The sequence below is a fragment of the Hyphomonas sp. FCG-A18 genome (assembly GCF_045287255.1).
GTDB lineage: Bacteria > Pseudomonadota > Alphaproteobacteria > Caulobacterales > Hyphomonadaceae > Henriciella.
In genome coordinates, this window is record NZ_CP137142.1 from 1,665,043 (window position 1) to 1,690,226 (window position 25,184).

26 protein-coding genes and 3 tRNA genes are annotated in these 25,184 nt (G+C 56.4%); 12 read left to right on the plus strand and 17 right to left on the minus strand.

Annotated features, from left to right (window positions below; all coding sequences use genetic code 11):
- Positions 1-5: 5 nt before the first annotated feature.
- Entirely contained in the window at positions 6-434 is a 429-nt protein-coding gene (locus RYZ27_RS08225; RefSeq protein WP_406679012.1) for an HK97 family phage prohead protease, read from the minus strand.
- A complete protein-coding gene (locus RYZ27_RS08230; protein WP_406679013.1) occupies positions 431-742 on the minus strand; it encodes a hypothetical protein in 312 nt (103 codons plus the stop codon). Before RYZ27_RS08230 ends, RYZ27_RS08225 begins: the two co-directional genes overlap by 4 nt.
- Between RYZ27_RS08230 and RYZ27_RS08235 the strand changes: the two genes are divergently transcribed.
- Positions 726-1,199, plus strand: coding sequence for a hypothetical protein (locus tag RYZ27_RS08235; protein ID WP_406679014.1), 474 nt, complete (start codon positions 726-728; stop codon positions 1,197-1,199). The two genes, RYZ27_RS08230 and RYZ27_RS08235, sit on opposite strands and share 17 nt — an antisense overlap.
- Here the strand turns inward: RYZ27_RS08235 and RYZ27_RS08240 are convergent.
- Positions 1,172-2,308 (minus strand): phage portal protein, encoded by a 1,137-nt coding sequence (locus tag RYZ27_RS08240; RefSeq protein WP_406679015.1) that lies wholly within the window; start codon positions 2,306-2,308, stop codon positions 1,172-1,174. The two genes, RYZ27_RS08235 and RYZ27_RS08240, sit on opposite strands and share 28 nt — an antisense overlap.
- Positions 2,309-2,498: 190 nt before the next feature.
- Here RYZ27_RS08240 and RYZ27_RS08245 point away from each other — a divergent pair, with 190 nt between their 5' ends.
- A complete protein-coding gene (locus RYZ27_RS08245; RefSeq protein ID WP_406679016.1) occupies positions 2,499-3,407 on the plus strand; it encodes a ParA family protein in 909 nt (302 codons plus the stop codon).
- 11 nt (positions 3,408-3,418) lie between these two features.
- Complete coding sequence (locus RYZ27_RS08250) at positions 3,419-3,844, plus strand: hypothetical protein (RefSeq protein ID WP_406679017.1); 426 nt, start codon at positions 3,419-3,421, stop codon at positions 3,842-3,844.
- Here the strand turns inward: RYZ27_RS08250 and RYZ27_RS08255 are convergent.
- From RYZ27_RS08255 to RYZ27_RS08265, 3 genes are all read right to left on the minus strand, one after another.
- Positions 3,841-5,160 carry a DNA-packaging protein gene (locus tag RYZ27_RS08255; RefSeq protein ID WP_406679018.1) on the minus strand — a complete coding sequence of 440 codons (1,320 nt, stop codon included), beginning with the start codon at positions 5,158-5,160 and terminating at the stop codon, positions 3,841-3,843. The two genes, RYZ27_RS08250 and RYZ27_RS08255, sit on opposite strands and share 4 nt — an antisense overlap.
- Positions 5,084-5,515: a hypothetical protein gene (locus RYZ27_RS08260; protein WP_406679019.1), complete on the minus strand. Its 432-nt coding sequence runs from the start codon at positions 5,513-5,515 to the stop codon at positions 5,084-5,086. The genes RYZ27_RS08255 and RYZ27_RS08260 overlap by 77 nt, the downstream gene beginning before the upstream one ends.
- A gap of 102 nt (positions 5,516-5,617) precedes the next feature.
- The gene (locus RYZ27_RS08265) at positions 5,618-6,652 is read right to left on the minus strand and encodes a hypothetical protein (protein WP_406679020.1); all 1,035 of its coding nucleotides are present in this window, start codon (positions 6,650-6,652) and stop codon (positions 5,618-5,620) included.
- Between the two features lie 118 nt (positions 6,653-6,770).
- Between RYZ27_RS08265 and RYZ27_RS08270 the strand changes: the two genes are divergently transcribed.
- From RYZ27_RS08270 to RYZ27_RS08280, 3 genes are all read left to right on the plus strand, one after another.
- Positions 6,771-7,664 (plus strand): histone deacetylase, encoded by an 894-nt coding sequence (locus RYZ27_RS08270; RefSeq protein WP_406679021.1) that lies wholly within the window; start codon positions 6,771-6,773, stop codon positions 7,662-7,664.
- Between the two features lie 71 nt (positions 7,665-7,735).
- Positions 7,736-9,598, plus strand: a complete 1,863-nt coding sequence (recQ, locus tag RYZ27_RS08275) for a DNA helicase RecQ (RefSeq protein WP_406679022.1) — start codon at positions 7,736-7,738, stop codon at positions 9,596-9,598.
- 133 nt (positions 9,599-9,731) lie between these two features.
- A tRNA-Gly gene (locus RYZ27_RS08280) sits at positions 9,732-9,806 on the plus strand.
- Between the two features lie 154 nt (positions 9,807-9,960).
- Here the strand turns inward: RYZ27_RS08280 and RYZ27_RS08285 are convergent.
- Positions 9,961-10,036: transfer RNA gene (locus tag RYZ27_RS08285), tRNA-Asn, on the minus strand.
- 268 nt (positions 10,037-10,304) lie between these two features.
- Positions 10,305-10,378, minus strand: a tRNA-Cys gene (locus RYZ27_RS08290).
- A gap of 155 nt (positions 10,379-10,533) precedes the next feature.
- Between RYZ27_RS08290 and RYZ27_RS08295 the strand changes: the two genes are divergently transcribed.
- Positions 10,534-11,187 carry a protein-L-isoaspartate O-methyltransferase family protein gene (locus RYZ27_RS08295; protein WP_406679023.1) on the plus strand — a complete coding sequence of 218 codons (654 nt, stop codon included), beginning with the start codon at positions 10,534-10,536 and terminating at the stop codon, positions 11,185-11,187.
- On the opposite strand, the gene RYZ27_RS08300 is transcribed toward RYZ27_RS08295, so the two are convergent.
- A complete protein-coding gene (locus RYZ27_RS08300) occupies positions 11,184-12,182 on the minus strand; it encodes an MsnO8 family LLM class oxidoreductase (protein WP_406679024.1) in 999 nt (332 codons plus the stop codon). The genes RYZ27_RS08295 and RYZ27_RS08300 overlap by 4 nt on opposite strands.
- Before the next feature lie 160 nt (positions 12,183-12,342).
- On the opposite strand from RYZ27_RS08300, the gene RYZ27_RS08305 reads away from it, so the two are divergent.
- On the plus strand, positions 12,343-13,620 hold the full coding sequence (locus RYZ27_RS08305; RefSeq protein ID WP_406679025.1) for a hypothetical protein: 1,278 nt from the start codon (positions 12,343-12,345) through the stop codon (positions 13,618-13,620).
- Positions 13,621-13,632: 12 nt separating this feature from the next.
- On the opposite strand, the gene RYZ27_RS08310 is transcribed toward RYZ27_RS08305, so the two are convergent.
- The 3 genes from RYZ27_RS08310 to RYZ27_RS08320 are packed head-to-tail and all read right to left on the minus strand — an operon-like array spanning position 13,633 to position 15,005.
- On the minus strand, positions 13,633-14,283 hold the full coding sequence (locus RYZ27_RS08310; RefSeq protein ID WP_406679026.1) for a MarC family protein: 651 nt from the start codon (positions 14,281-14,283) through the stop codon (positions 13,633-13,635).
- Positions 14,284-14,323: 40 nt separating this feature from the next.
- A complete protein-coding gene (locus RYZ27_RS08315; protein ID WP_406679027.1) occupies positions 14,324-14,626 on the minus strand; it encodes a hypothetical protein in 303 nt (100 codons plus the stop codon).
- Positions 14,619-15,005: a flagellar biosynthesis repressor FlbT gene (locus RYZ27_RS08320; protein WP_406679028.1), complete on the minus strand. Its 387-nt coding sequence runs from the start codon at positions 15,003-15,005 to the stop codon at positions 14,619-14,621. The genes RYZ27_RS08315 and RYZ27_RS08320 overlap by 8 nt, the downstream gene beginning before the upstream one ends.
- Positions 15,006-15,189: 184 nt before the next feature.
- On the opposite strand from RYZ27_RS08320, the gene RYZ27_RS08325 reads away from it, so the two are divergent.
- Positions 15,190-16,059: an AAA family ATPase gene (locus RYZ27_RS08325; protein ID WP_406679029.1), complete on the plus strand. Its 870-nt coding sequence runs from the start codon at positions 15,190-15,192 to the stop codon at positions 16,057-16,059.
- A 47-nt stretch (positions 16,060-16,106) separates the two neighbouring features.
- On the opposite strand, the gene RYZ27_RS08330 is transcribed toward RYZ27_RS08325, so the two are convergent.
- Entirely contained in the window at positions 16,107-16,850 is a 744-nt protein-coding gene (locus RYZ27_RS08330) for a TlyA family RNA methyltransferase (RefSeq protein ID WP_406681777.1), read from the minus strand.
- A 51-nt stretch (positions 16,851-16,901) separates the two neighbouring features.
- On the opposite strand from RYZ27_RS08330, the gene RYZ27_RS08335 reads away from it, so the two are divergent.
- On the plus strand, positions 16,902-17,477 hold the full coding sequence (locus RYZ27_RS08335; RefSeq protein WP_406679030.1) for a superoxide dismutase family protein: 576 nt from the start codon (positions 16,902-16,904) through the stop codon (positions 17,475-17,477).
- On the opposite strand, the gene RYZ27_RS08340 is transcribed toward RYZ27_RS08335, so the two are convergent.
- The 4 genes from RYZ27_RS08340 to RYZ27_RS08355 form a co-directional block, all read right to left on the minus strand.
- Positions 17,478-18,212 carry an SDR family NAD(P)-dependent oxidoreductase gene (locus tag RYZ27_RS08340; protein ID WP_406679031.1) on the minus strand — a complete coding sequence of 245 codons (735 nt, stop codon included), beginning with the start codon at positions 18,210-18,212 and terminating at the stop codon, positions 17,478-17,480. It lies immediately after the preceding gene.
- Positions 18,209-19,819 (minus strand): amidase, encoded by a 1,611-nt coding sequence (locus tag RYZ27_RS08345; RefSeq protein WP_406679032.1) that lies wholly within the window; start codon positions 19,817-19,819, stop codon positions 18,209-18,211. Before RYZ27_RS08345 ends, RYZ27_RS08340 begins: the two co-directional genes overlap by 4 nt.
- A 77-nt stretch (positions 19,820-19,896) precedes the next feature.
- A complete protein-coding gene (gene ettA / locus RYZ27_RS08350; protein WP_406679033.1) occupies positions 19,897-21,561 on the minus strand; it encodes an energy-dependent translational throttle protein EttA in 1,665 nt (554 codons plus the stop codon).
- A gap of 85 nt (positions 21,562-21,646) precedes the next feature.
- Positions 21,647-22,243 (minus strand): DUF922 domain-containing protein, encoded by a 597-nt coding sequence (locus RYZ27_RS08355; protein WP_406679034.1) that lies wholly within the window; start codon positions 22,241-22,243, stop codon positions 21,647-21,649.
- Between the two features lie 115 nt (positions 22,244-22,358).
- On the opposite strand from RYZ27_RS08355, the gene RYZ27_RS08360 reads away from it, so the two are divergent.
- Both RYZ27_RS08360 and RYZ27_RS08365 read left to right on the plus strand, forming a co-directional pair.
- The gene (locus RYZ27_RS08360) at positions 22,359-24,974 is read left to right on the plus strand and encodes a DPP IV N-terminal domain-containing protein (RefSeq protein ID WP_406679035.1); all 2,616 of its coding nucleotides are present in this window, start codon (positions 22,359-22,361) and stop codon (positions 24,972-24,974) included.
- On the plus strand, positions 24,975-25,166 hold the full coding sequence (locus RYZ27_RS08365) for a hypothetical protein (RefSeq protein ID WP_406679036.1): 192 nt from the start codon (positions 24,975-24,977) through the stop codon (positions 25,164-25,166).
- The last annotated feature ends 18 nt before the right edge of the window (positions 25,167-25,184 follow it).

The following is a 25,184-nucleotide window of genomic DNA, read 5'->3' on the forward strand; positions in this document are numbered from 1 at the left end:
TTGACCTAAACCACCACGAACCGCGCTGCAGGCAGCATCGGCTCAGCCACCAGTGACACCTCGACCAGATCCACGTCGGCCAGCGTGCGCCCCCGTTCCCCACGCGGGGTCCAGACCCGCGGGCGAAACCCAATCGACAGACCATCAAGCGCGCTCTTACGCACCAGACGCGCCGCGCCATCACCCTCAATCAGACCGCGCACGAACAAGCCCCGCCCATCCTCAATCATCCGGACCCAGCGCCCGGCCACAGCCCCGCTTCGATGCTGCAGCAGCATGGGAACACCGCCCCGCCGTAAACTCCGCGCAAAGGCTCCGGCCCGCACGACGTCCCCGGATTGATCCGCCACCCCGAACAAAGAGGCATAACCTTCGATCAACAAGCACCCATTAGGCACGCGTTTGACCTCATCCTGAGCCTGTCGAAGGATCAAAGCTGATCGACCTTGGTTTCAATCCGGTCGAGTTGACTGCGCACGGCTTCGATCTGCGCCTCAACTCGCGCCAGGCGTTCGGCAACAGGCTGGGCAGCCTCTACGCGCTGTTCCAGCACTTCAATCCGATGCATCGCTGCCCCGGCCCATAACAGGGCTGCGCCCGTCTGAATGGCCAGCGCCAATAAAAACCCATATGTCAGTTTTCGTTCTACCATCATAACCCCGAGGGGGGATGCCCCCGCCTTCAATTGCCGCCACCCTGCCCTCACAATTGAGGAGAGGTCGCGCATGAAAAATTCTGTCATTGTCTTTACCTTCACGGCTCTTGCAGCCTGCAGCACAGCCCCGGTTGTGACGGAGCCAGAACCGGAAAAAGCCATGCTCTCGGATGAGGCCTTTCAGGTCCTTTGGGACGCTGCCTATAAATCTGATCCTGAATCCGACAGCGAGATCGCGTTCACCGAACTCCTCGCTCGCGATGACCTGACCGGACGCCAGCGTGGCGAGGCCTATTATGGTCGCGGCACGATGCGCGGCATCTATGTTCGCGACTGGGACATGGCCTATCCGCAATACGCGCTTGGCGACTTCATGCAGGCCAAGGATTATCCCATCTCTGAGGCTCGTATGACCCAGATGAAAAAGAGCATGGCCTACCAGCTTGATCGCCGGAAACACTTCCCCAAAGCTCCGCGCCTCTGCATGGAATACGCTGCCGAAGCTTCTGTCTGGCTCTATGCTGGCGAAGGCAAGGAAGAGTGAGGGGCAAGCCCCAGCATCTCTCGCTTCTCTATATCACTCAGGAACTCAGCCGCTGAAATACGGCTCCAAAGTGCTGCGCGTTCATCAGCAAAGGCTGGCACCTCATCCAGATCGGGCATGAGGCACACATCCTCAAACCGCCCTGACAGCCAGACAGAGATTGCCTCTGCCACCTTCGTGACGAGCGGCAAAACGGTCATCCGCCAGAAGGCGAGATTGGCCTCTCGATAATTCGAGTAGGTATTGTCACCCGGAATGCCGAGCAGCATGGGCGGCACGCCAAAGGCGAGCGCAATCTCCCGCGCCGCCGCATTGCGCGCCTCCTGAAAATCCATCTCTGCGGGGCTGAGGCTCATTGGTTTCCACTCCAGCCCGCCTTCCAGAAGTAAAGGGCGTCCGGCATTGGCCGCCCCAGCATGCCCATCAGCCAACTCGCCTTTTAAACGATCAAACTGCTCATCGCTCAGGCGCGCGCCATCCTTGCCATAGATCAGCGCACCGCTTGGCCGCGCCGCATTATCGATCAGCGCTTTTGCCCAACCCGCAGCCCCATTGTGCAAATCGAGCGCTTTGCGCGCCGCGCCAAGCGGCGAGAGGCCATAATGCGGGTCAGAGGGGTGATAGAGCTTTAGATGCAGGACCGGGCTCCAGCCATCCATCTCTCGCCCGATCATACGTTCACCGCGCTTGGCACGAACCGCATAGCCTGAGACATGCCCCTGCCCGTCCTGCATGACGCGAACCGTGTCAGCCCGCAGGGCGAAAACCCCACGCGGCGCTTCTTCCTCATCAAGCGTTACCGCCTCGGCCCAGGCATTGCCGGTAATCTGCAGGTCGGCATAAAGCCGCTCCAAAAGGGTCCGCCCCGTCTCATCCGGATTCGGCTCACGGATCAGGCGGGCTACGGCGTGATCACCACAGCGCAGCGGAATGCTCGCCGCAGCCTCGGCAATCATGCGCACACAGCGATACGCCACCGCATTTCCGGCAAAGCCATCCCGCATTAGCGAGGCTGCATCCCCCCGCCCCCAGACCGCGCCCGGCAACTGTGCCAGCGCAACCATGGATACAGCCGACTTCGCCTCCGGTTTTGACCAGGGTAATCTCATCGCCTCACCTCATTTCTCTGAACTGTAGGCAATTTACGCCAATCTTCGTCCCGGTCGGATTGATTCATATCCGCTTAAGCATTCGCGGGCTTAGCTATGGGGATAAAGGGGCTGTCTATCCAACAAAGTGGAAGGTCTGGCCCGCATGCGTGGCATTTCCCACGCAGAATTCAGATGCAAAGGAGCCGACATGCTCGGACGAGTCATTTCTATAGCCAATTCAAAGGGCGGTGTGGGCAAAACCACAACCACGGTATCACTGGCAGAGGCTTTTGCGGCAGAGGGGTTCAAGACTCTCGTTGTTGACCTCGACAGTCAGGCGAATGCCTCCCTCCTGATCTATGGCGAAGATGGCGACGAGCGGCTCTATCAGGCGATCAACGACTATACCAATGTCTCTGACTATTTGCGTGAGAACTTCCTTGGCGAATGCTTCGCGCACATGAACAAGTTCATCGTGCCGAATGCCAGCGATGTTTCCTATATGGGTAAACGGCTCGATCTGTCTCTGGTTCCAGCCACGCCGGGCCTGCGTCGCGCTGAGCGAGAGCTGATCTATATCCTGACCGAGCAAGGCTATTCCATGACCGCGATTGAGGGTCGTGTCGGCCTGCGCTTGCGACAGGATATGGCCGACCTGCGCAAACAGTTCGACATCGTGATCTGTGACTGTCCACCCGGCATCTCCGCGATGACAGAAGCCACCCTTTCGGCCAGTGACCTGATCATCGTACCGACCATTCCGGACTTCATGTCGACGCTCGGCCTCGACCTCTTTACCGGGGACATTATCCAGAGCCTTAAGAAACGTGGTCTGTCTAGCGTGCCTGTCGTTCTCGCCACCAAGTATGACAACTCCCCGCACCAACAGGCTGTCCTCCACGCCATGCGCGAGGGCGCCAGCGATCCGGACATCGAATACGACATGTTCGAAACCGTTGTCCCGAACAGTGCTGACTTCGCCGCGAACCCGGTTGAGCTTGGCGCCAACCCGACCCTTGCCCAGAAATGGCAGGGTGAAGCCTTGACCACCATCAACATGCTCTATCAGGAAGTACAGGCGCGACTCGCCGCGCAGACCACATCTGAAGCCGCCTGAAAGTCAGCCTCATGAGCCTCACCATCGATGGCAAAGCCGCCCTCAAGGCCATTCTTGAACGCGAAGACCTGTTTAACCGGGTCAAACCGGCTGATCTGTCTCAAGCCGCCGTCAAACTTGCCAGGAAGCAGCTCAATGCTGCCGGGCAAGGCAAGGATGACCTGCTCGCTCTGAAAGCGGCCCTCGGCGATGACGTGTTTAAGAAATGCCTCGACACGCTGACGGCGCATCAGGTCAAACTCCTGGCCCGCCGCCTCGATCCGGGCGCAGAAGAGATTCAGGTCAACACAGGCAGTTCGGCTCTGCGCCATGTCCGGGCGATCCTGTCCGGTTCAGTAACCGCGTCCGCCGCCCCAACTGAAGCCCCCAAAGCCACTGAGACAGCCCCTAAGAAGAACAAATATCTCGGGCGCAAAGCCTTCCGGACAGGCCGCTAGAAGCCACGCACGCGCGGCCCCTGCCCGCCTTCCAGCATCAGTGCCGTGACCGCCCAGACGAGCGCATCGACACGATCCGGCGATCCGGTAAACCCCGCCGCGCCAAACCGGCACATCTCGTCTTCCAGCTCAGCCAGTACACCGACATGCGCCACGTCCCCTCGCGCATAAAACGCCGCCACAGGCTCAGCCCGAACCCGTTTGCCAAGCTTCGCATGGCGCAACAGGACTGGCACATCACATCCCGCGCTTTCCAGAACCGAGCGTACCATTTCCCCGCCCTGATTGGCCTCGGCGACGACCGCGCGCGCACCAACTGAGCGCACCAAAGCGCCAACCCGCGCGCCCCAATCGAGTGGGCGCAAGCCCTGCACTGACCCATCCGCCAGCACAAAGCAGCGCCGTCCAAACCCCTCGGCAATCGCAAGCCCTGCTGCTATGATCCCACATGTATCAGCCTTGGCCCCGCTCGTGGCTGGTGGATCAACCGCCACGATAATATCCTCAAACTGCTCTGGCGGCACGGTCACCCGCGTATGATCAATCATGCCGCGCGTCCAGACTGCGCCCTCCGGTGTATCCAGCAGTTCTCCAAGCAATTCCTGCCGCGCCAGCGCTGTCCCCCCATAAATCGCTTCCATTGCCTCAACAAAGCCACTCGCCAGATACGCCGCATTATCTTTGGTCGCGGCTCGTGTCAGAACCGCTTCACCATCCACCAGCCGCTTCACCAAAGGCACGGGGCGCGGCGTCGTCGTCGCCACGCATTGGGGATGCACACCCAGCCGCAAACCCATTTGCAATGTATCCCAGACCGCCTCGCCCTCACGCCAGGCGGCAATCTCATCACACCACGCCGCTTCAAATTGTGGGCCGCGCAGACTGTCAGCATCCTCAGCGGAAAAGACTTGCCCCACAGCCCCATTCGGCCATTCCAAAGTCCGGCGGGAGACATGATACACAGGCTGCGCATCCGATAGGTTTCCCAGATGGCGTAGGCCAGAAACACCTTCAATCATCACCTCGCGCACATCCGTCAGGGTTGGTCCGACCAGCGCTACACGCCCGACCCCGCAATGATTGACGGCAAACCGAACCCATTCGGCCCCGGCCCGCGTCTTGCCTGCCCCCCGTCCACCCAGAAACAACCAGTTCCGCCAGTTCGTTACATCTGGCGGGGGTTTCTGCGCGGCCTGCACTGTCTTCAGAAACGGATACTGCGCCAAAAACTCCCGCTCTTCACGGCTCCAGCCCGTCAGCGGCCTTTGTCTCCAATCCCGGAACCAGGGACTCCAGATACGCGTCCAGTTCGGCATCACTCATCTCTTTGATTTTCTTGATCGACATCATGGCCGAACTCCCCCCTTCAGGTGCGCTCTGATCCTTCAGGGCTTTCAGCTCATCAATTGCGCGCTTGGCTTGCGCGCTGCCGGTTTCAGCATCCAGAAAGGCCTCAATCGCCTTTAGCCGCCGCAACTCATCAACCAGTCCCAGCTGCACTTCAACACTCAAGGGCGCGTGCAGGTTTTCCTTCACCGCGCGCTTCTTCACGGTTGTATGCGCAAACCCGATCGCCTTAGAAACCTGAACACAAGTCTGCCCCAGTGCCAGACGCAATTGCGTCTCCAGCGTATGCCGCCGTGTCCAAAGTTTGAGTGGTTTCCCCGCCATACCGCTTTATTGCACAGGCAAAGTCTCGGTCGGATTGATTGTGCAAATCCCAGAATCAGTGCGCACTGAAATGCCCAAAATAAGCACTCATCCTTTCACTGATCAGTCTATAGCGCGGGCTTTCGCGATCGCCTTATCCACCATGAATTGGGTAAAATTAGCCTCGCAATACTTCGGCTCAGGGCCATACTGACTGCCCGTATCTCTAAACATTGTATGCTGTTCCAGAGCTGCATTTACCGCTGCACCCTCAAAGCCACCATTCAAATCTGGATTGTTCAGCGCGCTAAAATAAGATTCCATGAGGGGTGCCTCAATTTGCAACTGCGCATAGGCACCCAAGTCTGACTTATCCGCTTTTGTCCGCGCCAGAAGATTTTCTAGAACAGGTTGCGCCGCAACGGTACAGGATGCTGCTGCGTCCCCCACATCGCTCAACCCGGTATCGACAAAAATCGGAAACCCTTCCGCTTTCCCAGGCCACTCAAGATGCGGTGGCTCGACATCACCGCCGCTTCCCCCAGTACCGAAAATGAAGTCTGCGAGCGCTTCAATTTCCGCATCATCCATTGAATAAAGACCACCGTCTTCCTCCTCTGCCTGCGGTGGGCCCTGTACAGTCTCAACAGGTTCAAGCGGCGGCGGCAACAAATGTATCGCGCCAGCCTCGCGAACAGCCTCAATCGGCAAGCTATCGAGCATGTATCTTGCGCTCGTAGATCCAAGCTTATCGGCATGCATGATCCATTTGGCCGCCTGTACGGGATAAGCCTGCCCACCCCATTCCCCATCACGGTAAAGCCCCGCCAGAGTCTGAGCAGAAGCATAATCGGTCTGTGCGGCAGCAATGAGCAGTTCATGGCTTTCCCCGCGCGTGGTTACGCAGGTCCGACCACGCAAGCATTCACGCGCCAAGACTTTTGCCGCATCGCGATGCCCAGCCCTTGCCACTGTTAGCAAAGTCTCTCCCCCTGTCCCATCACTGACAAAAGAGCTAATGGCAGAACTGATTTCAGGCATCGGAATCTGCGTTGAAATACTCGCACGCGTCTCAGGGTCGAACATGGGTGCCGTCTGCGCATTCGCCTGCCCAGCCACAATCATAGCGACCCCTAATCCTGCCAATACGTACCGCATTCGATCAAACTCCCTGACTTGACCGATAGGTTAGCGCCGTTTTGAGAAAAATATATGCCCCCAACGGGTGATGCCTTCCAGGCCCTGACTTTTTGCGCCATTACCCCATATCCCGCCTATGCTGCCCATCATCCACCATCCAGACTATGACGCGACCAGTGTTGATGATGGCCACCGCTTCCCCATGCGCAAATACTCGCTAGTAGCCGAGCTTTTGCACGCCAAAGGGCACCTATTCGAAACACCGGACCATGCCAGCCAATCCGATCTCGAGCGTGCGCACCACCCCGATTATGTTCATGCGGTTCTCACCTCCCGGCTTGACCGAAAGGATGCCCGCAAGATTGGTTTCGAGATGACCCCGGCAATTGCAGCACGCTCACGGGCTTCTTGCGGCGGGACGCTATTGGCCGGGCATCGAGCCCTACAAACCGGGGCCGCCGCTACGCTTGCTGGAGGCAGTCACCATGCCGGACCCGATGGCGGGGCTGGCTTCTGCGTTTTCAATGATGTCGCGGTCGCCGCCCTTGCTTTGCTGGCGGAACAGCCGAACTTGAAAATCGCTATCCTCGATTTTGATGTCCATCACGGTGACGGGACAGCGCTCATCTTTGCAGATGACCCGCGCGTCTTCACAACCAGCCTGCACTGCGCGGAGAATTGGCCGCGAACAAAGCCTCCATCTGACCTTGATCTCGCGCTACCGAAAGACACGGGCGATGAAGCTTACCTTGCTGCCGCAACAACGGCCCTGAACACCACGATTGATCGCGCCAAGCCCGATCTCATCTTTTACAATGGCGGCGTTGATCCTCATCATGAAGACCGCCTTGGCCTGCTCAACCTCTCAGATACCAGCCTCCAAGCCCGCGAAGCCTTGGTGGCGCAAACCTGCCACGCCAAAGGCATTCCCCTCGCCACAACCCTTGGCGGCGGCTACCAGGCCGAGGCCGCTAAAGTCGCAGAGCGCCACACCTGGATGATTGATGCCCTACAGGCGCAATTCGGTTGAACTGACTTTTCGTAACTCAAGACCTATCAACAGATTGCCCCGCATGCCGAGTCTGCCCACGGGTATGCATTATGGCTATTCCGGCACGCCGCCCCGACTATGGAGACACACAGGATCTCTCCGCCGCGCTTGATCTGCTCAAGCGGGTCTACGGCTATGACGCCTTTCGGGGTTTGCAACAGGATGTCATTGCTGACGCCCTTGCCGGGAAAGACGTGCTCGCCGTCCTGCCAACCGGGGGTGGTAAGTCGATCTGTTATCAGATCCCGGCCCTCCTTCGACCGGGCGTCGGTCTGGTCGTCTCCCCGCTAATCGCGCTGATGGCTGATCAGGTCGAAGCCCTCAAGGCGGTCGGCGTCCGCGCGGAGCGCCTGGACAGCTCGCTTTCCTTTGATGAGCGCCGCGCAGCTCTGGCCGCAGCTGCCAATGGCGAGATGGACATCCTCTATGTCTCGCCAGAGGCGCTCTCGAGCAGCCTTGCAAACGCCCTGACTGGGCTAAACATCTCACTCATCGCAATCGACGAGGCGCACTGCGTCAGCCAATGGGGCCATGACTTCCGCCCCGACTATCGCGCCCTAGGCCGCCTCAAGGTTCTCTTCCCAAACGTCCCGCGAATCGCTGTGACAGCTACAGCAGACGAGCGAACGCGCCGCGATATCCTGAGCCAGCTCGCCTTTGATGACGCCGCCGTCCATGTCGCGAGTTTCGACCGCCCCAATCTCATCCTCTCGGCTGAACCCAAATCGGGCAACCGAACCGACACGCTGATCCGTCTGATCACACAGAGGGAAAACCAGTCCGGGATCATCTATGCCGCAAGCCGCAAAGCGACCGAGAGCATCGCTGAAGCCCTCACCAATAATGGTATTACGGCCCTCGCTTATCATGCAGGCCTTGATGGGGATACGCGGGCGGAAAACCAGCGCCGCTTCCTCCTTGAGGATGGCATTGTTATGTGCGCAACCGTCGCTTTCGGCATGGGTGTCGACAAGCCTGACGTACGCTTTGTCATCCATGCCGACAGCCCGAAGTCTATTGAGGCTTATTGGCAGGAGGTTGGCCGCGCCGGGCGTGACGGTGAGCCTGCCGAAGGGATTGCCCTCTATGGTCCCGCCGACCTGCGCCGCGCCTTAATGTGGGCCCATGACAGCGATGCAGACGAAGCCATCAAGCGCGTCCAGATCACCAAGGCGCGACAACTCTTCGCGTTCCTGAATGGCGAGACCTGCCGCCGTGCAGCTATCCGGACCTATTTCGGGGAAACAGACACTGCCCCCTGCGGGGAATGCGATATGTGCCGCGCAGGCCCGAGCGAGCACCATGATGTCACGCGCTATGCGCAAATGGCCGTTTCGGCTGTCTTGCGCTGTGGTCAAAAGATCGGGCGCACACGCATCCTGATCCACCTGATGGGACAGGCTAAAGACGATTTCGACCAGGACCTGTCCCGCCACTCCACCTATGGTATTGGTACAGACCTCCCCAAAACGGGGTGGGCCATGGTGTTTGATGAACTCCTCTTTAAGGGCCTTCTAGGCGAGGGTGGAGAGCCCACGCGCCCGTTCCTCTATGTCCCCGATCATGACGCAGCAAAACGCCTGTTCAGTGGTGAGCAGGCTTTGGCATTGCGCACAGACCCAACTGCGCGCCGCACCCGCAAGGGCCGAGCAAGCGCCACGGCAAAAGCCGCCTTCGCAGACTTATCGGATCGCGACCGCGATCTGTTTGAAGCGTTGCGAACCTGGCGCGCTGAAATCGCCCGAAAAATTGCCAAACCGCCCTATGTTATCTTTCATGATCGAACGCTGGCCGCGATTGCGCAGAATCGCCCGCGCGATGCGCATGAATTGCGCTTGATTTCAGGGGTCGGAGAGAGAAAGGCCAAGCGCTATGGCGAAGCCGTCATCAAAATTGTGCTTCAAACGGATTGAGCGCGGCATGGCGCACAAACAATCCACACATCTTCTGCACATCGCCGCAAATACCCCCTTGCAGACCCCGTCTTTTTCGGCTTTATCGCGCTTTCGGCTGACGAGACATTCAGTCGACTTACCCATTCAGGACGCGGGCGTAGCTCAGGGGTAGAGCACAACCTTGCCAAGGTTGGGGTCGTGAGTTCGAATCTCATCGCCCGCTCCAAAAATCAATTATTAGCTCATACTCCGAGACCCTTGCCTCACGAGTATAGAGTCTAGTTCTTGAATTGACTGCCCTTAAGCATCTCAGCGAAATCGCCATCTTTAACCGGAAACTAAAGCCGTTTCTGGAGCAACATGCATTATGAGTGAAAGAGTGGCTCCGCGAGTAGGACTCGAACCTACGACCGGGCGATTAACAGTCGCCTGCTCTACCAACTGAGCTATCGCGGATCACCAACGAAGCGGTGTCATACCAGAGGCCATTTTCCTGTCAAACGGGGAATGTCATACATCAGGCAAAAAAATGGCGGGACAACAGTCCCGCCGAGGCATTGGGTGATGGTGGGTGTCTCCAAATGAAGACAGTTAACCTTATCCAGCACAATAGTTAACGACCCGTTAGCAATCTCTGTCTTGCACGTAAGAAAGGATTCACCATACGCGCCGAATAGCCGCCAAAACCACGTATAAGTCCGTAATATCATGATCAGGAAAGGGTTGGAGGCTCCGGCCGGAATCGAACCGGCGTACACGGATTTGCAATCCGCTGCGTCACCACTCCGCCACAGAGCCGCCGAAGTGAAGCGGTGCCATAGCAGTGCCTGCGCAGGCTTGCAATCGGGTAAATCACGCAATTGGACTTGCATCTGCGCATAAGGCCATATTGCACCGACGCGCACCACACGCTATGGCGCGCAGATAGATAGAGGCAGGACGAGGGTTCCAAGATGGATTTCGAAAAAGCACGCCGCATCATGGTCGACTCGCAAGTGCGGGTAAACGATGTGACAGAGCCCGCTATTGTTGCAGCTTTCCTCTATACACCGCGTGAAAACTTCGTGCCCAAGGCCATGCAGGAAATCGCCTATTCCGAGCATGAAATGGAACTCAGCGAATCTCGCGCGATGTGGACGCCGCGTGATCTCGGTAAGATACTCAAAAATCTGAACATCAAACGCTCCGATACCGCTTTGGTCATCGGTGCAGGCGCTGGCTATAGCAGCGCCTTGATTTCAAAGTTGGGTGAAGCGGTAATTGCGCTTGAAGATGCAGACGAAAACGTGGACCGTCTTACAGAGCGCTTTGCGGCCACCACGCTTGACAACGCCGTTGCCGTGAAAGGTGATCTCGCCGCTGGTATGCCCAGTCAGGGGCCATTCGATGTGATTCTGATCAACGGCATGGTCGAAACCGTACCGCAGGCATGGCTCGACCAGCTATCTGAAGGCGGCCGCCTTGGTGTCGTCGTGCGCCAGACCAGCAAGCTTGGAACCGCCCGCATCTATACGCGCGCTGGCGAGACTGTGTCTTCGCGTGATGCGTTTGAGTGCTGTCCCCCGGTTCTGCCTGGGTTTGAGAAAGAAACCAGCTTCGTCTTTTAGGATAAAGCCTTCCAGGCCTGATCAAGCAAACTGTAACTAGCGATACGAGCTTCTGGGCTCTCAGCAATTGTTAGGACGAAAAGTTCATTTGCCTGCGCTTCGCGGGCCTTTTCCAACAGGCGCTCAGCGACTGTCTCGGCCCGCCCAATAACAGCACGATTAGGCGGTGCTTCCAATGGTGCTTCTTCAAGTTTGGCAAGCGCGGCATCCGCGGTGAGATAGGGACGGAATAGCCCTGCCCCACGGCTGAGTGACCAAGCTTTGACTGTCGCGGACAACCGCTCCGCCTCTGCCTCAGTCTCAGCGGCCAAAGCGACCAGACCAATAGCAGCATAAGGCTGCGCCGCAAAAGGTGATGGCTCAAAGGCCTGCCGGTAAGCCGCCAAAGCCGCCGCGGCCCCTTCAGGCGCGAGGAAATCAGCAAAAGCGAGTTTTAAACCCATTTGCCCGGCGAACGCAGCCGATTCAGAGGAAGAGCACAGCATCCATAGATCCGGCCTCGGTCCAGACGGGCGCGCGGCAATCCCTTTGGCGCGATGGTCAGCCTCCAAAGCCTGCTCGCCACTGGCATCCAGCCACCAATCCATCGCCATGCGCAACATGGTTGGAAAGGTCTGCGCACCCGGCCCCAGCAAAGCCGCAGAGGCTCTCGGGTCTGCACCGGTAGCACGGCCTAAGCCAATCTCGATTCGTCCGGGATAGAGCGCATTCAAGGCCTGACCGATCTCAGCGACTTTCAAGGGGGAGTAATTGGGCAGCATAATGCCGCCAGAGCCAAGTATGATCCGCGAGGTTCGAGCGGCAAGGTCTGCCATCAGGACCTCAGGTACGCTGCCGGCAAAGCTCGCCGCATTATGATGCTCCTGCACCCAATAGGATCGGTAAGACAAAGCGTCTGCGGCCTGCGCCAACGCGCGCGTTTCATCCAAGGCCTGCGCCGCCGAGCGCCCTTCAAAGACAGGTGAGGGATCAAGAATGGAAAGCGCAACAGACATGCACAAACACTAAACTGGCCTTGGTTTTGCCCACAAGCAGAAATATGCCGGGATATGGACTGAACAATAAGCCTGTATACAGATTGCCTGTCATCTAGCACTTGCTAATTTGGTGTGATTCGGGCGCTATAATGCTAGGTGTTGAGTAAAGGAACCAGCCATGGCTTCGCGTTGGCGACAAGGCAAGCGAGTTCGCCCGTCAACCTGGCGACAAGCGCTGCTGTTCAATGCTCTGGCGCTTCTTCTGCCTGTGCTTGCCGCCAATACAATCATTGCGGCTTTCACAACATCCGCCATCACCAATCCAAACAGTATTGAAGCCCGCACCGAAACCCGCGCAGAGATCGACAAGGCTTTCGAGGCCTTACGCCTGTCTGATACGACTGCGCGCCAAAGCTGGGCTTCGCGCATTGATCAAACCGTGACAGAGCGCGCTTTCTCAGCCGCGCGGGGCTACTTGCTGGCTGCGCCGCAAATGCTGAATGAAGATGATGCCCGCGCTGTGCGCGCCGCTGCTGCAACCGAGGAAAGTGGCACACAGGACCAGCGCATTGTCCGCGCCGCTTTGCTTTTCCTGCCCGATAATGTCAGGGCAAATTATCAGCGCGCGGTCTCGCCACCACCACCGCCTACCCCAGAGATCGGAGATCTGGATACAGAGAGCGCAACTGAACCTGAAACTGTTGAAGCAATGCCCGAGACAACGCCGACAATCGCTTTGAGTGACCTCGGCGCGGCTCTGCCGACAAGCAGTCGCTTCTCCATTCTCGGCGATACTGAAGATCTCGTCCGCCGCAGCCAGAGCTGGCTCGGGGGGAGCGGTGTTGATGATATTCAGCTTCGTCTGCGCGCGTTGGGCCTGATGTCCAGAGCCGATCAAGGCAGCGATAGTGATATCTTTGAAAAGGGGGTCACCGTTTTGCTAACCGCACGGCGCGCAAGCCGTCTCGACCCTCGATTCGACAACTACCTTCGCACGCGCGTTGAGGACGCTTTACCCGCTGACCGTTTGCGTCAGCAGCTAAGCCTGGCCTTTGAACCTGTGCTGACATTCGATCAGCGTTCGGCACGCATCATTGAGGATTATCGTACCGCAATTGAACCCGCCGCCCTGGAACGTCTGAAAAGAGACATGCAGACAATCGCAACGCTGGCTGACCTGACAAGCACCACAGGTGCGGTCACGCTGGTTGAACAAACCGGCAGCCCGGAAGACATGCGCCGCATTCTTCTCGTCACAAGGGCTGGCGGGGATAGAGCGGTTGCCCTTACTCGTGAACTTGGCCCCAATACGCTAAAACTCGCCCAAATCGGCGTGAAGTGGACAACACAGCTGGTGCTTCAGATCATGGCGATTGCAGCAATCGGCATCGCCCTGATCATGACAATGCTATCGACCATTACCCGCGCGGAGACGCTCAGCCGTTATATCCGCTAAAGGAGCAAGCCTCTAAGCCAGACCAAATGCGCCTTTGATGCCATCAATCAAAAGCTGCACTGAAAGCGCCGCCAGGATTACGCCGAAAATCCGAGTCACCGCGCCAGCAACGCTTTCACCCAGTGCCCGGACAATCGGTCCAGCGGCCAGGAAAACCAGAAGGCAAATCACCATATTGATCGCGATCGCAGAAAGGACTGCCGCCTTAATCGTCCAATCGGACGCTTCGGACATGAACAGCATAGCCGTGGCAATCGATCCCGGTCCGGCCAGCATGGGAATACCGATAGGAAAGACGGAAACATCGTCCAGCGCGCCTTTTTCATCTTCATCAGCCAGAACGCTTTCAGCGCGATTTTCGCGCCGTTCTGTGCGCTTTTCAAACACCATATCCAGCGCGATCAGAAACAGAAGGATACCGCCAGCCGCACGGAAGGCATCAATGCTGATATGGAGGGCTCCAAGCAGCCATGCCCCAAAAAACGCAAAACCAAAAATGATCAGCGTGCCGACTAAAACCGAACGGATCGCCATCGAACGCCGATAAGCCCCGTCCCCCTTCACTGTGAGAGAGGCAAACACTGGCGCAACGCCAATGGCATCAATCAAAACAAAGAACGTGACGAAGGCACTGATAAAGACAGTGATAAACTCACCAGACATGGCAAAGCCCCATTAGATCGGAAAATTCGCCATAGTCCTTTTAGCGCAGGGCGTCGAGGATTTCAGCCACACGCGGATGCAAGACCGGCTTGCCAGAACGCAGAGGCTGAACCTTATCCTGTCGTGGCACACGCAAGGTGTTCAACACGCGCTGCAATCCCAACAATCTCTGCAAGGCTCCTCCACTCGCGATGTCATCAGCAGAAAAAGCAATTACGCGATCCCCCAAAGCAAGAGAAAGCCCTTGCTCTGCCGCGCCAGACTGTAAGAGGGAAATTGCCTCGCTCATTGAGGAGGCTTGTGCACCAGACCCCACCATATCCAGGCTAGCCAAGTCAGCCATCACGCCCTCCATCAACTTTTAGGAGTTTTCGGCATTTGGAAAGCGCCATATAGGTGTCGCCTGCTGCTGCAGAGATCGCAATATCCTGAACACGCTGAGCGACGAGGTCATCCTTTGTGCCCAGTACAATATCACAGAGCGAGACGATAGCATCGTCATATATTGCCCCGGACGTCTCACCCGTCAGATAAAGCTGCATCAAAGCGAAGTAAGCATGCTCGGCTGCGGTCTGAACCGCTTCGGGGAAAACAATGTCTTTCTCCCGCATCACGCGCGCTTTGTTCTCAAGCACCATAATGCCACGGCGCTCACCATTTCGCATAACCGCGCCATTAACGATGACGGCCTCGCTAGGTTTAAGAGAGAGCTTAAGCGGCATAGGTTTCCCTTTGTTCTATCAACTGTGGATAGAGCGAAAGGGTTAACGTCATCTTGCAATTTATGCACCTTTGTCCCGTGGTCGCGGGACGTGCAGCCCTCCAAACGCAGCTCATTTGCGCAACGTCACGGTTGCCCTGTAGCCTTACCGACGTATTGTTATTCACTGTTACTGGAGGACTCCCATGCGCTTTGAAGGCACTGAAAACTATGTCGCTACTGATGACCTGCGGGTGGCTGTGAATGCGGCGATTGCGCTTGAGCGTCCGCTCCTAATTAAAGGTGAACCGGGAACCGGTAAAACTGTTCTGGCTGTAGAAGTTGCCAAAGCGCTCGGCGTGGACCTGATCGAGTGGCACATCAAATCAACCACAAAAGCCCAGCAAGGCCTCTACGAATATGATGCGGTATCCCGCCTGCGCGATGGCCAAATGGGCGAAGAGCGCGCCAAGGATGTTCGCAACTACATCAAAAAAGGTAAGCTCTGGGAGGCCTTCACAGCTGAGGGGCGTCCAATCCTGCTGATTGATGAGATTGACAAGGCCGATATCGAATTCCCGAACGACCTCCTGCAGGAACTCGATCGCATGGAATTCTATGTCTACGAGACTGATGAAACCGTCAAAGCGACCCAGCGCCCGATTGTGATCATTACCTCAAACAATGAAAAGGAACTGCCTGACGCCTTCCTGCGCCGCTGCTTCTTCCACTTCATCAAGTTCCCTGATGAGCAAACGATGAAAGACATTGTCGAGGTGCACTATCCGGGCATCAAGCAAAAGCTTGTCTCAGATGCGCTAACCACATTCTACTCCATGCGCGAAGTTCCCGGCATGAAGAAGAAACCTTCGACCAGCGAGCTGCTCGACTGGCTGAAACTACTGATGAATGAAGATGTCGACCTTGAGACAATGGCCGAGCAAGATCCGGACAAGCTGACACCTCCCCTTCACGGTGCATTGCTCAAGAATGAGCAAGATGTAGCCCTGTTCGAGCGTCTTGCCTTCCTGAACCGCCGCCAGACCGGTGGCGGCGCACGTGGTCCTGCCGGGTAGACGATAGTTCTGAACTTTTGAGAAAGCCCTCACCCAAAAAGTGAGGGTTATTTCTTACGGGCGTGGATCAGGCGTTCTGCATTGCCATCACCGCCTGTGATCGGACTGTCGATTCGCGCCAAAACCTGCCATCCCTCACCCGCCAACCACTCAATAAAAGCCTCTTCGGCCTGTTCTACAGCGTTTGTGTCTTTCACGATCCCGCCCTTACCAATATTTTCGCGTCCGACTTCGAACTGGGGTTTGAACAGCGTAATGAGCTGAGCACCCTGCTGCGCATATGATAGCGGCACCCGCAAAAGCTTATTGAGCGAGATAAAGCTCGCATCACAGACAATCAGCTTTGGCTTACCAACCTGCTCAGCCTTCAAATGGCGAGCATCCGTGCTCTCTAGAGAGATCACACGAGTATCAGCCTTTATCCGTGCATGTAACTGCTCGCGCCCAACATCAACTGCAACAACAGAGGCTGCACCCTGCGTCAGCAATACGTCTGTGAATCCGCCTGTCGAGGCGCCAATATCAAGACAAGGCTTACCTGTAGGATCAGCCTCAAAAGCGGTCAGAGCATGGGCGAGCTTTATGCCCGCGCGCGACACCCAGGGATGCGCCGTTTCCGCTTCGATCTTGGCCGCCAGTGAAATCTTCTCAGACGCTTTGCTCAGCACCCGCCCATTCACCAGAACCTTACCCGCCGCAATCGCCGCCTGAGCCGCCGCCCGGCTCTCAAAATGGCCGAGCGCGACCAAAACCTTATCAGCCCGATCATTTTTACTTTCCAAGGCTGACACCCTCACCGAACGCTCTATTATTTTCGTACTCAAATCTTTGGAGTTCGAACCATGATCCGTAAAGCCCTGTTTGCCGCTCTTCTTCCTTTTGCAGCCTGCATGCATGCCCCGGCACAAGATGCCCACCAGTCTCTCCCCGAACCGCATGAAATGCCCGGTCCCGCTGACGGCGTCTTTCCTAGCATGATGCGGATGAGCGGTGATGTTATCGGAGTTGAGGGCCAATCAATCGGCGCCCTGAATCTCATTGGCGGCCCGAACGGTGTCCTGATGGAAGTAACAATTGCCGAAGGCGGCCTTGCGCCAGGCTGGCATGGCTTGCACCTGCACCAGGTCGGGGATTGCAGTGATCTTGGCGTATTCAAGAAATCTGGCGGACATCTCGGTCTCGTCAAAGGCGGCCATGGGCTGCTCAACCCAAATGGGCCGGAAGGCGGTGATTTGCCGAACATCTGGGCCGCTGCAGATGGCTCTGCTGGCTATGAGGCCTTCTCAACCCTGTTCAGCCTCGCAGATCTGGCTGATAAGGATGGCGCAGCTTTGATTATCCATGAAAATCGCGACGATCACATGACGCAACCCATTGGGGGCGCTGGACCACGTGTCGCCTGCTCTGTTGTTAAGTAGCTATTGCAAGCTCAGACCACCATCCGCGATCACGGTATGACCCATTACATAAGACGCCAGTGGTGAGGCCAAGAACAGGGCCACCCCTGCCATATCCTCAGGGGTGCCCATACGGCGCTGCGGGATCGCCCGCAGCGCTCCTTCCAAGCGCTTTTCATGCTTGGTCGTAACATGGGTCAGCTTGGTCTCGACCAGCCCCGGAGCCAGACCATTCACACGAATGCCATCACTGGCCCAGGCCGCTCCCAAAGTCTTGGTCAGGCCAACCGCTCCAAACTTAGAGGCCGAATAAGCTGGATTACCAATCGTCGCATCGAACCCGGCCACTGAACTCACGATGATCATCGCCCCCTTCGCCGCTGCTAAGGCTGTATGAAATTTCCGCGCCACCGCCATGACAGAGTTGATATTCACATCCATCACAGTGTCCCAGCCCTCACGCGTGAACTCTTCGCGATTATAGCGCACGGTCCCCTGACACTGCACCAGCACGTCAAGCCGCTCGCCGGGTTCTACCGCTTCAACCGCATCGATATCGGCAACATTCACCTGGCTATAATCAAGCCCTGACAGGTCGCTTCCCTCTGCGCCCGCATAGTCTTCTGCGCTTGGCCGCGTACCCCAGACTTCAACGCTCGCCCCACGCGATAGAAAGCCATGCGCGATGCCATTTCCAATCCCGCTAGACCCACCAACGATGAGCACACGCTTGCCACTGAAATCCAAATCCATCATTCACTTTCCACCATCATCGCTGCTTCAATCTCGGGTCGTGCTTCGGCTGTTGCCAGATAGCGCGGCTCGACACGTTTCTGGCTAATCTGCTCATACGCATACGCGTAGGACAGGACGGCGACGTCATCCCCTTCACTTGCCATCAAAGAGAACCCCACCGGTATGCCGTGTACATCCCCCATTGGAACGCTGGCATGGGGATAGCCTGCAATCGCAGCCATCCAGCCTGCGCCTGCCCAACTCGGCCAGACATCGCCATTGACCGGATCAACGCGGGAACTAACCGGACCAGACGGCGAAACAAGGACAGCCACATTATGCTCAGCCATAAGAGCATCAATGCCCTTCGCGCGTGTGGCTGCCTGGATCGTATCGCGAGCACGGATATAGTCTTCGTCACTTAAAGGCCCACGCGCCTCAGAGGCTTCGAAGAGGTCCTGACCAAACAAGGCAAGCTCGGTATCCCCCTCACCTTGATTGAACGCAATCACATCCGCCAAAGTACGCACCGTCACAGTATCTGGTGTCGTCGCCAGATAAGCATTCAGCCCGTCTTTGAATTCATATTGCAGCACAGCAAGGGCATCGCCCCAGAAATTCTCCGCATCGGGCGAGAAGGCCTCAATCTCAACCAGAATCGCGCCTGCTGTCTCGAGATCAGCGAGGGCGTCATCAAAAAGCGCTTGAATGTCTGCATTCGATCCTTGCGCAAAACGCATTACTCCGACGCGAACCCCATTCAGGCTTTCTGCATTGAGCTCAGCAGCATAGATTGCCTCCCCAGTCATCGCATCCATCATCAGCGCGGCACCGGTCACCGTCTTGGTCATCGGCCCGGCAGTATCTTGCGAAGCGGAAATCGGCACGATCCCCTCTTGCGACAGGACACCGACAGTCGGTTTGAAACCGACAATACCGTTAACCTGCGCTGGGCAAATGATCGAGCCATTCGTCTCCGTTCCAACAGCTCCCGCAGCCAGCGAAGCGGCTATAGCTGCACCGGAGCCTGAACTCGACCCGCAGGGTGAGCGGTCCAGCATATGGGGGTTTCGCACCTGCCCACCTAGCGCAGACCAACCACTCACAGAATTGTTCGAACGGAAATTCGCCCACTGGCTTAAATTCGTCTTGCCGAGGATAACAGCGCCTTCAGCACGCACGCCAGCCACGAGTGGGCTATCCCGCCCTGTCACATTGTCTTTGAGCGCGAGCGATCCTGCAGTCGTCGCTACCGGATCAGCGCTCTCAACATTGTCTTTCAGAAGGATCGGCACGCCATCAAGTGGCCCAAGGGTCTCTCCCGCAGCGCGGCGCGCATCACTTGCCTTGGCTTGCGACAGAGCATCGGGATTGAGCGCGAGGACACTTTGCAAACGTGGTCCGGATCGATCAACAGCCTCAATCCGGTCCAGATAAAGTTCCGTAAGCGTTTCAGACGTTGCCTCTCCCGCGGCCAAGGCCTCAACAAGTTCCGGCAACGTTTGCGCGACAAGTCCTTGTGCTTCAACATTCACCTCTGCAGATGCTTCAGGCTGCACAGTACGATCCGCAGGCTCTGCGCAGGCCATTACTAAAGCCAATGCCCCACATGCTAAAACAGCCCGCATTTCTCTCTCCATCTTTCATGAGATGGAGCGTGGCACGGCGAGGGCGATTGTCAACGCGAACGCAAGGTCAGCTAATGCTAGCGATCAAACTTCTTGAACTTCACGCGCTTGGGTTCAACCGCTTCTGGGCCTAGGCGGCGTTTCTTGTCTTCAAGATAGGACGAGAAATCGCCCTCAAACCACTCAACGTGGCTATCGCCCTCAAAAGCGAGAATATGCGTCGCCATGCGGTCAAGGAACCAGCGGTCGTGTGAGATCACAACAGCGCAGCCGGGGAAGTTCTCAAGACCGTCCTCAAGCGCTTGCAAGGTCTCAACATCAAGGTCGTTGGTCGGTTCGTCGAGCAGGAGCAAGTTGCCGCCTTCACGCAGCATCTTGGCGAGGTGTACGCGGTTGCGCTCACCACCAGAGAGCTTGCCAACTGGCTTTTGCTGATCGGTCTTCTTGAAGTTAAACGCGCTGACATAGGCACGAGAGTTCATCTCGACATTGCCGAGTTTGATGACGTCCAATCCATCAGAGATCTCTTCCCAGACATTCTTCTTGTCATCCAGCGCATCACGGCTTTGGTCGACATAGCCAAGCTTGACCGTCTCACCGAGTTCAAGGGTTCCGGAATCCGGTTGTTCCTTACCCATGATCATCTTGAACAGGGTGGATTTACCCGCGCCGTTAGGACCAATAACCCCAACAATACCACCGGGTGGCAGTTTGAAATCAAGGTCTTCGATCAGTAGGTTATTGCCAAAGCCCTTGCGCAGATTTTCTGCTTCCAGAACTTTGTTGCCCAAACGCGGTCCGGGTGGGATACGGATTGTCGCTGTCCCAACGGTTTCACGCTCGGCCTTACTCGCCATTTCCTCATAAGACTGGATACGCGCCTTGGATTTGGCCTGCCGCGCTTTCGGGCTGGATCGAACCCATTCAAGTTCCTTGGCAAGCGCGCGCTGGCGCCCCTTGTCTTCGCGGGCTTCCTGCTCCATCCGCTTGGCTTTTTGTTCAAGCCAGTTGGAATAGTTGCCCTCATAAGGAATGCCGCGACCGCGATCGAGTTCCAGAATCCATCCGGTAATATCGTCGAGGAAATAACGGTCGTGCGTAACGAGGATCACACAGCCTTTGAAATTGATCAGGTAGTTTTGCAGCCAGGCAACCGTTTCCGCATCAAGGTGGTTGGTCGGTTCGTCCATCAGGATCATATCCGGACGCGACAACAGCAGGCGACAGATCGCGACCCGGCGAATCTCACCCCCCGAAAGGCTTTTCACATCCGCCGTATCCGGCGGGCAGCGCAGCGCCTCCATCGCCATTTCGATCTTGTTATCAATGTCCCAGGCATCGGCAGCATCAACCTTTTCCTGAAGCGCGGTCATCTCTTCTATCAACTCATCTGAATAGTCCTCAGCCAGCTTCATGGAGATGGCATTGAAATCATCCAGCAGTTTCTTTTCCGGACACTCAGAAGCAACGTTCTCGAATACTGACAGGTCCGGGTTCAGTTGCGGCTCTTGCGGCAGGTAGCCAACCTTGATCCCATCCGCCGCCCAGGCTTCACCATTAAATTCGGTCTCAACCCCCGCCATGATTTTCAGCAAGGTCGACTTACCGGCCCCGTTTACGCCCACGACCCCAATCTTGGCATCGGGCAGGAAAGACAAATGGATATTCTCAAAGACTTGTTTTCCACCGGGATACGTCTTGGACACACCCTGCATATGATAAACGTATTGCGGTCCGGACATGCGGCTTGCTCCTTACAGGACAGGAAAAAGAAAAGTGGCCGTTACTTGCGCGCACCGGGCAGAAAATCAAGCTTTAGCGACCGCACTAACGCTTTCGTTTTAGAATCGCGCCCTGGCGCGCCCCAAATTTGGTCTTTTTGTCATAAGCAGCATGCGCATCTTCGGCCTCTGCTTGAAGGGTGGCCGTTGTCATCCCGGCTGCAGCTTTTAAGGCCTCACACGTCTCAAATGGCTCCATTGCCAGCAATGCGGCTTTTATCTCTTGAGCCGTGTTCAGGTTGATCTCCACATGTCCGTCTTGATGCATTCTCAAGGCCGCCAGATACCGCGCCCACTCGGCCTGAATCTTGGCATTCATCTCCTCAACATCAGCCCAATTAGGCAAGGTCATTTCAGTGTTTAGCGTGACAGAAACGTTTGTTAGCCTGCAGCCATCTTCATGTTGTTCGGTCGAAACGCTGAGTTTCCAGTCGGCATTCACATCAGCCGCTTTGGGTTCTCCCGATTCAATAATCGGGGAAGCTTCCAGCATCAGGTCCGCCGCCCTCTGCAGTGCATTTGATTCAAAGTCATATCGTACTTCGGTGATATTATGAATGATATCATCCTGAGCACTAGCGACACCAATGCTCACTATAAAACCGCCTACAAGGCTTTTAAGCGCGACATCCCACCACGTCATTATGCGTCCTCCTGATCTTGTTCACAGTATGACGTGTGAAGCTGCCATCACACAAGTCCACAACTTGGCCAGACACCAGAGATGACAGATCACCAAAGCACGCTAAGGTCATGTCATGTTGAAAACTCATCTCATTCCCGCAATTGCCTTGCTCGCATCAGCCTGCACAGCCTCTACGGCCCAGACCTCAAATTCCATATCGGAGACCGCCGCCCCCATGGTTCAAACTGAAGAGCTCACCCTAGAGCGCCTGTATGCCAGCCCCTCCTTATCTGGCCCGACACCCAGTGGTGTGAAGTACAGCCCGGATGGCAAGCGGGTCACTTTCCTGAAAGCTCGCGAGAATGAAAGCGACCGCTACGACCTCTGGCAGTTCGATGTGGCGACAGGGGGCCAATCCATGCTGGTCGATTCCAAACTGCTGGAGCCAGAGGAGGTTGAACTCTCCGAGGAAGAAAAGGCCCTGCGGGAACGTAAACGCATTGCCGGGCGCAAAGGGATTGTCTCTTATGATTGGGGCACGGCAAATACAATCCTCGTCCCAATTGGCGGGGATCTGCATCTCGTCACGCTGCCAAATGCCGATGGCACACCCCATAGTATAAGCATTGATGAGGCAAAGGCCGCCGAATTCGATCTGTCTGTTGCATCAATCCAAACCCAGATTGATGAAGCCAGTACGGGGTTGGGCAATGTCAGCCCAGAAGCGGCTGATCTTGAAAACCTCGTCCTGACGGTAAAAGACGACACGGTTGTGCGACTATCAGACGTTGCAACAATTGGACGTGCTCTTCAGGTGCCCGAAGCCCGTCAACTCACCGCCACAGATGCCTTCGAGTATGATGCGAAGGTCAGCCCGCTGGGCAGGTCTGTCAGCTTCGTGCGCGATGGCGCGGTTTGTGTCATCGACCTTGAAACTGGCGCAGAAACCCGTGCCACGCCAGCTGCTGAACCTGACAAAGCGATCTCCTACGGCGTCGCAGAGTTCGTCGCGCAGGAAGAAATGAGCCGCTATACAGGCTACTGGTGGAGCCCGGATGATCGCTATCTCGCCTATACCAAGGTGGATGAAAGCACCGTCGACATTATCCCGCGTTTCGACATCGCCGCCGATGAGGTGACAGTCATCGAGCAACGCTACCCACGCGCCGGACGACCGAACGCCATTGTCGATCTTTTTGTTCGAGATATGGAAACAGGTGAAGTCACAGAAGTTAAATGGCGACGCGAAGACTGGGGGCCAGCAACGGATCAGTATCTGGCACGCGTGAATTGGAAAAAAGCCGAAGCCGATATGGCTTTGATCGTCAGCTCAGTTGATCGTGATCAGAAAACCATCCTGATGAACACGTTTGGTCTTGATGGCGCGCCTCAGAAACAGATGCGCGAAATTCAACCGAACTGGGTGAACCTGTCCTTTGACCTCAAACCCAACACAGCCGCTGGCCTTTTGCTGACTGACGAAATGACCGGTTTTCGTCACATCAAACTGATGGATAATGATGAAGGCACCTACTTAACCTCAGGCGATTGGGACGTTTCGGAAATTGCTGGTCTTGATGGCGAAACAGTCTTCTTCACAGGCTACAAAGACACACCGCTTGAACGCCATCTTTATGCGGTTTCAGCGACTGGCGCTGAGCCAGAGCGCCTCACCGAACTTGGCAAATCCTGGTCGATTACGATGGCCCCGGATGGAAAGTCCTTCATCGGGACCAGTTCCAGCCCGACCCAGCCACCACAAACTGGCCTCTATCGAGTTACACAGCCGCAAAGCGATGCTGAGCTAGAGGAGGCTGGTGCCAAACGCCTACCAGGCACCAATTGCATCGACACGACACCGATGGCCGCGAAAGTGACCCGCCATTGTCCGGACCCGACAATGCTGATTGCGTGGATTGAGGAAAACGCCCTCAGCGAGGATCACCCCTATGCCCCATATCTGAAGGATCACACGGTTCCGGAATATGGCACGCTTACGGCTGAGGATGGCCAGACGCTTTACTATTCGATCCAAACGCCACCTGATTTTGATCCGACGAAAAAGTACCCCGTTCTTGTCAACGTTTACGGTGGGCCACACGTACAGACTGTGGACCGGGATTGGGAACGCTGGGATGATCAATTCTATAGCCGTCAGGGCTATATTGTCTTCCGCCTCGATAATCGTGGCAGTTCCAATCGCGGTAAACGGTTCGAAGATGTCATCTATCGCCTGACTGGTGTCCCAGAAGTACGCGACCAGTTGGTTGGCGTGAACTGGCTGAAAGCTCAACCCTTCGTCGATGCCGACAATATTGCCATTCAGGGCTGGTCCTATGGCGGCTACATGACGCTGATGACGATCCTGCAAGCCCCGGAAGGGACTTTCAAAGCTGCCGTATCGGGCGCGCCGGTTACCGATTGGACCCTGTATGATACGTTCTATACCGAACGCTACATGGATACACCGCAGGACAATCCGGACGGCTATGAGCAGTCTTCGGTCTTCCATCATCTGGAAAAGCTTGAGACCGAGCTTCCAAACCTGCTTCTCATCCATGGCATGGCCGATGATAATGTCACCTTCGATAACACCACCCGTCTGATGGCGGAGCTACAACAACGCGGTATCGTGTTTGATCTGATGACCTATCCCGGACAGCGTCATGGCATTCGCGGCGAAAAACTGCGCACGCACCTGATGCGCACGCGCATGGCATTTCTGGATCGGCATTTGAAGGGAGAGTAAATGCGAGAAAAAATGAACTGGCAGCACGCCGGGATTATCGGATTCGAGGCTGGTTTAATCTACCTGGTCTTCAATCTTTCAGGAATGGATGACGCACTTCCAAAATGGCAATCTGGATTGCTATTTATATTAGCCAGCTCTGTTATTTTTTATGTCACCATAAAAATCTTGGAGACGACGAACAAAGCCTAGACAGACCGAAGGTTCCTC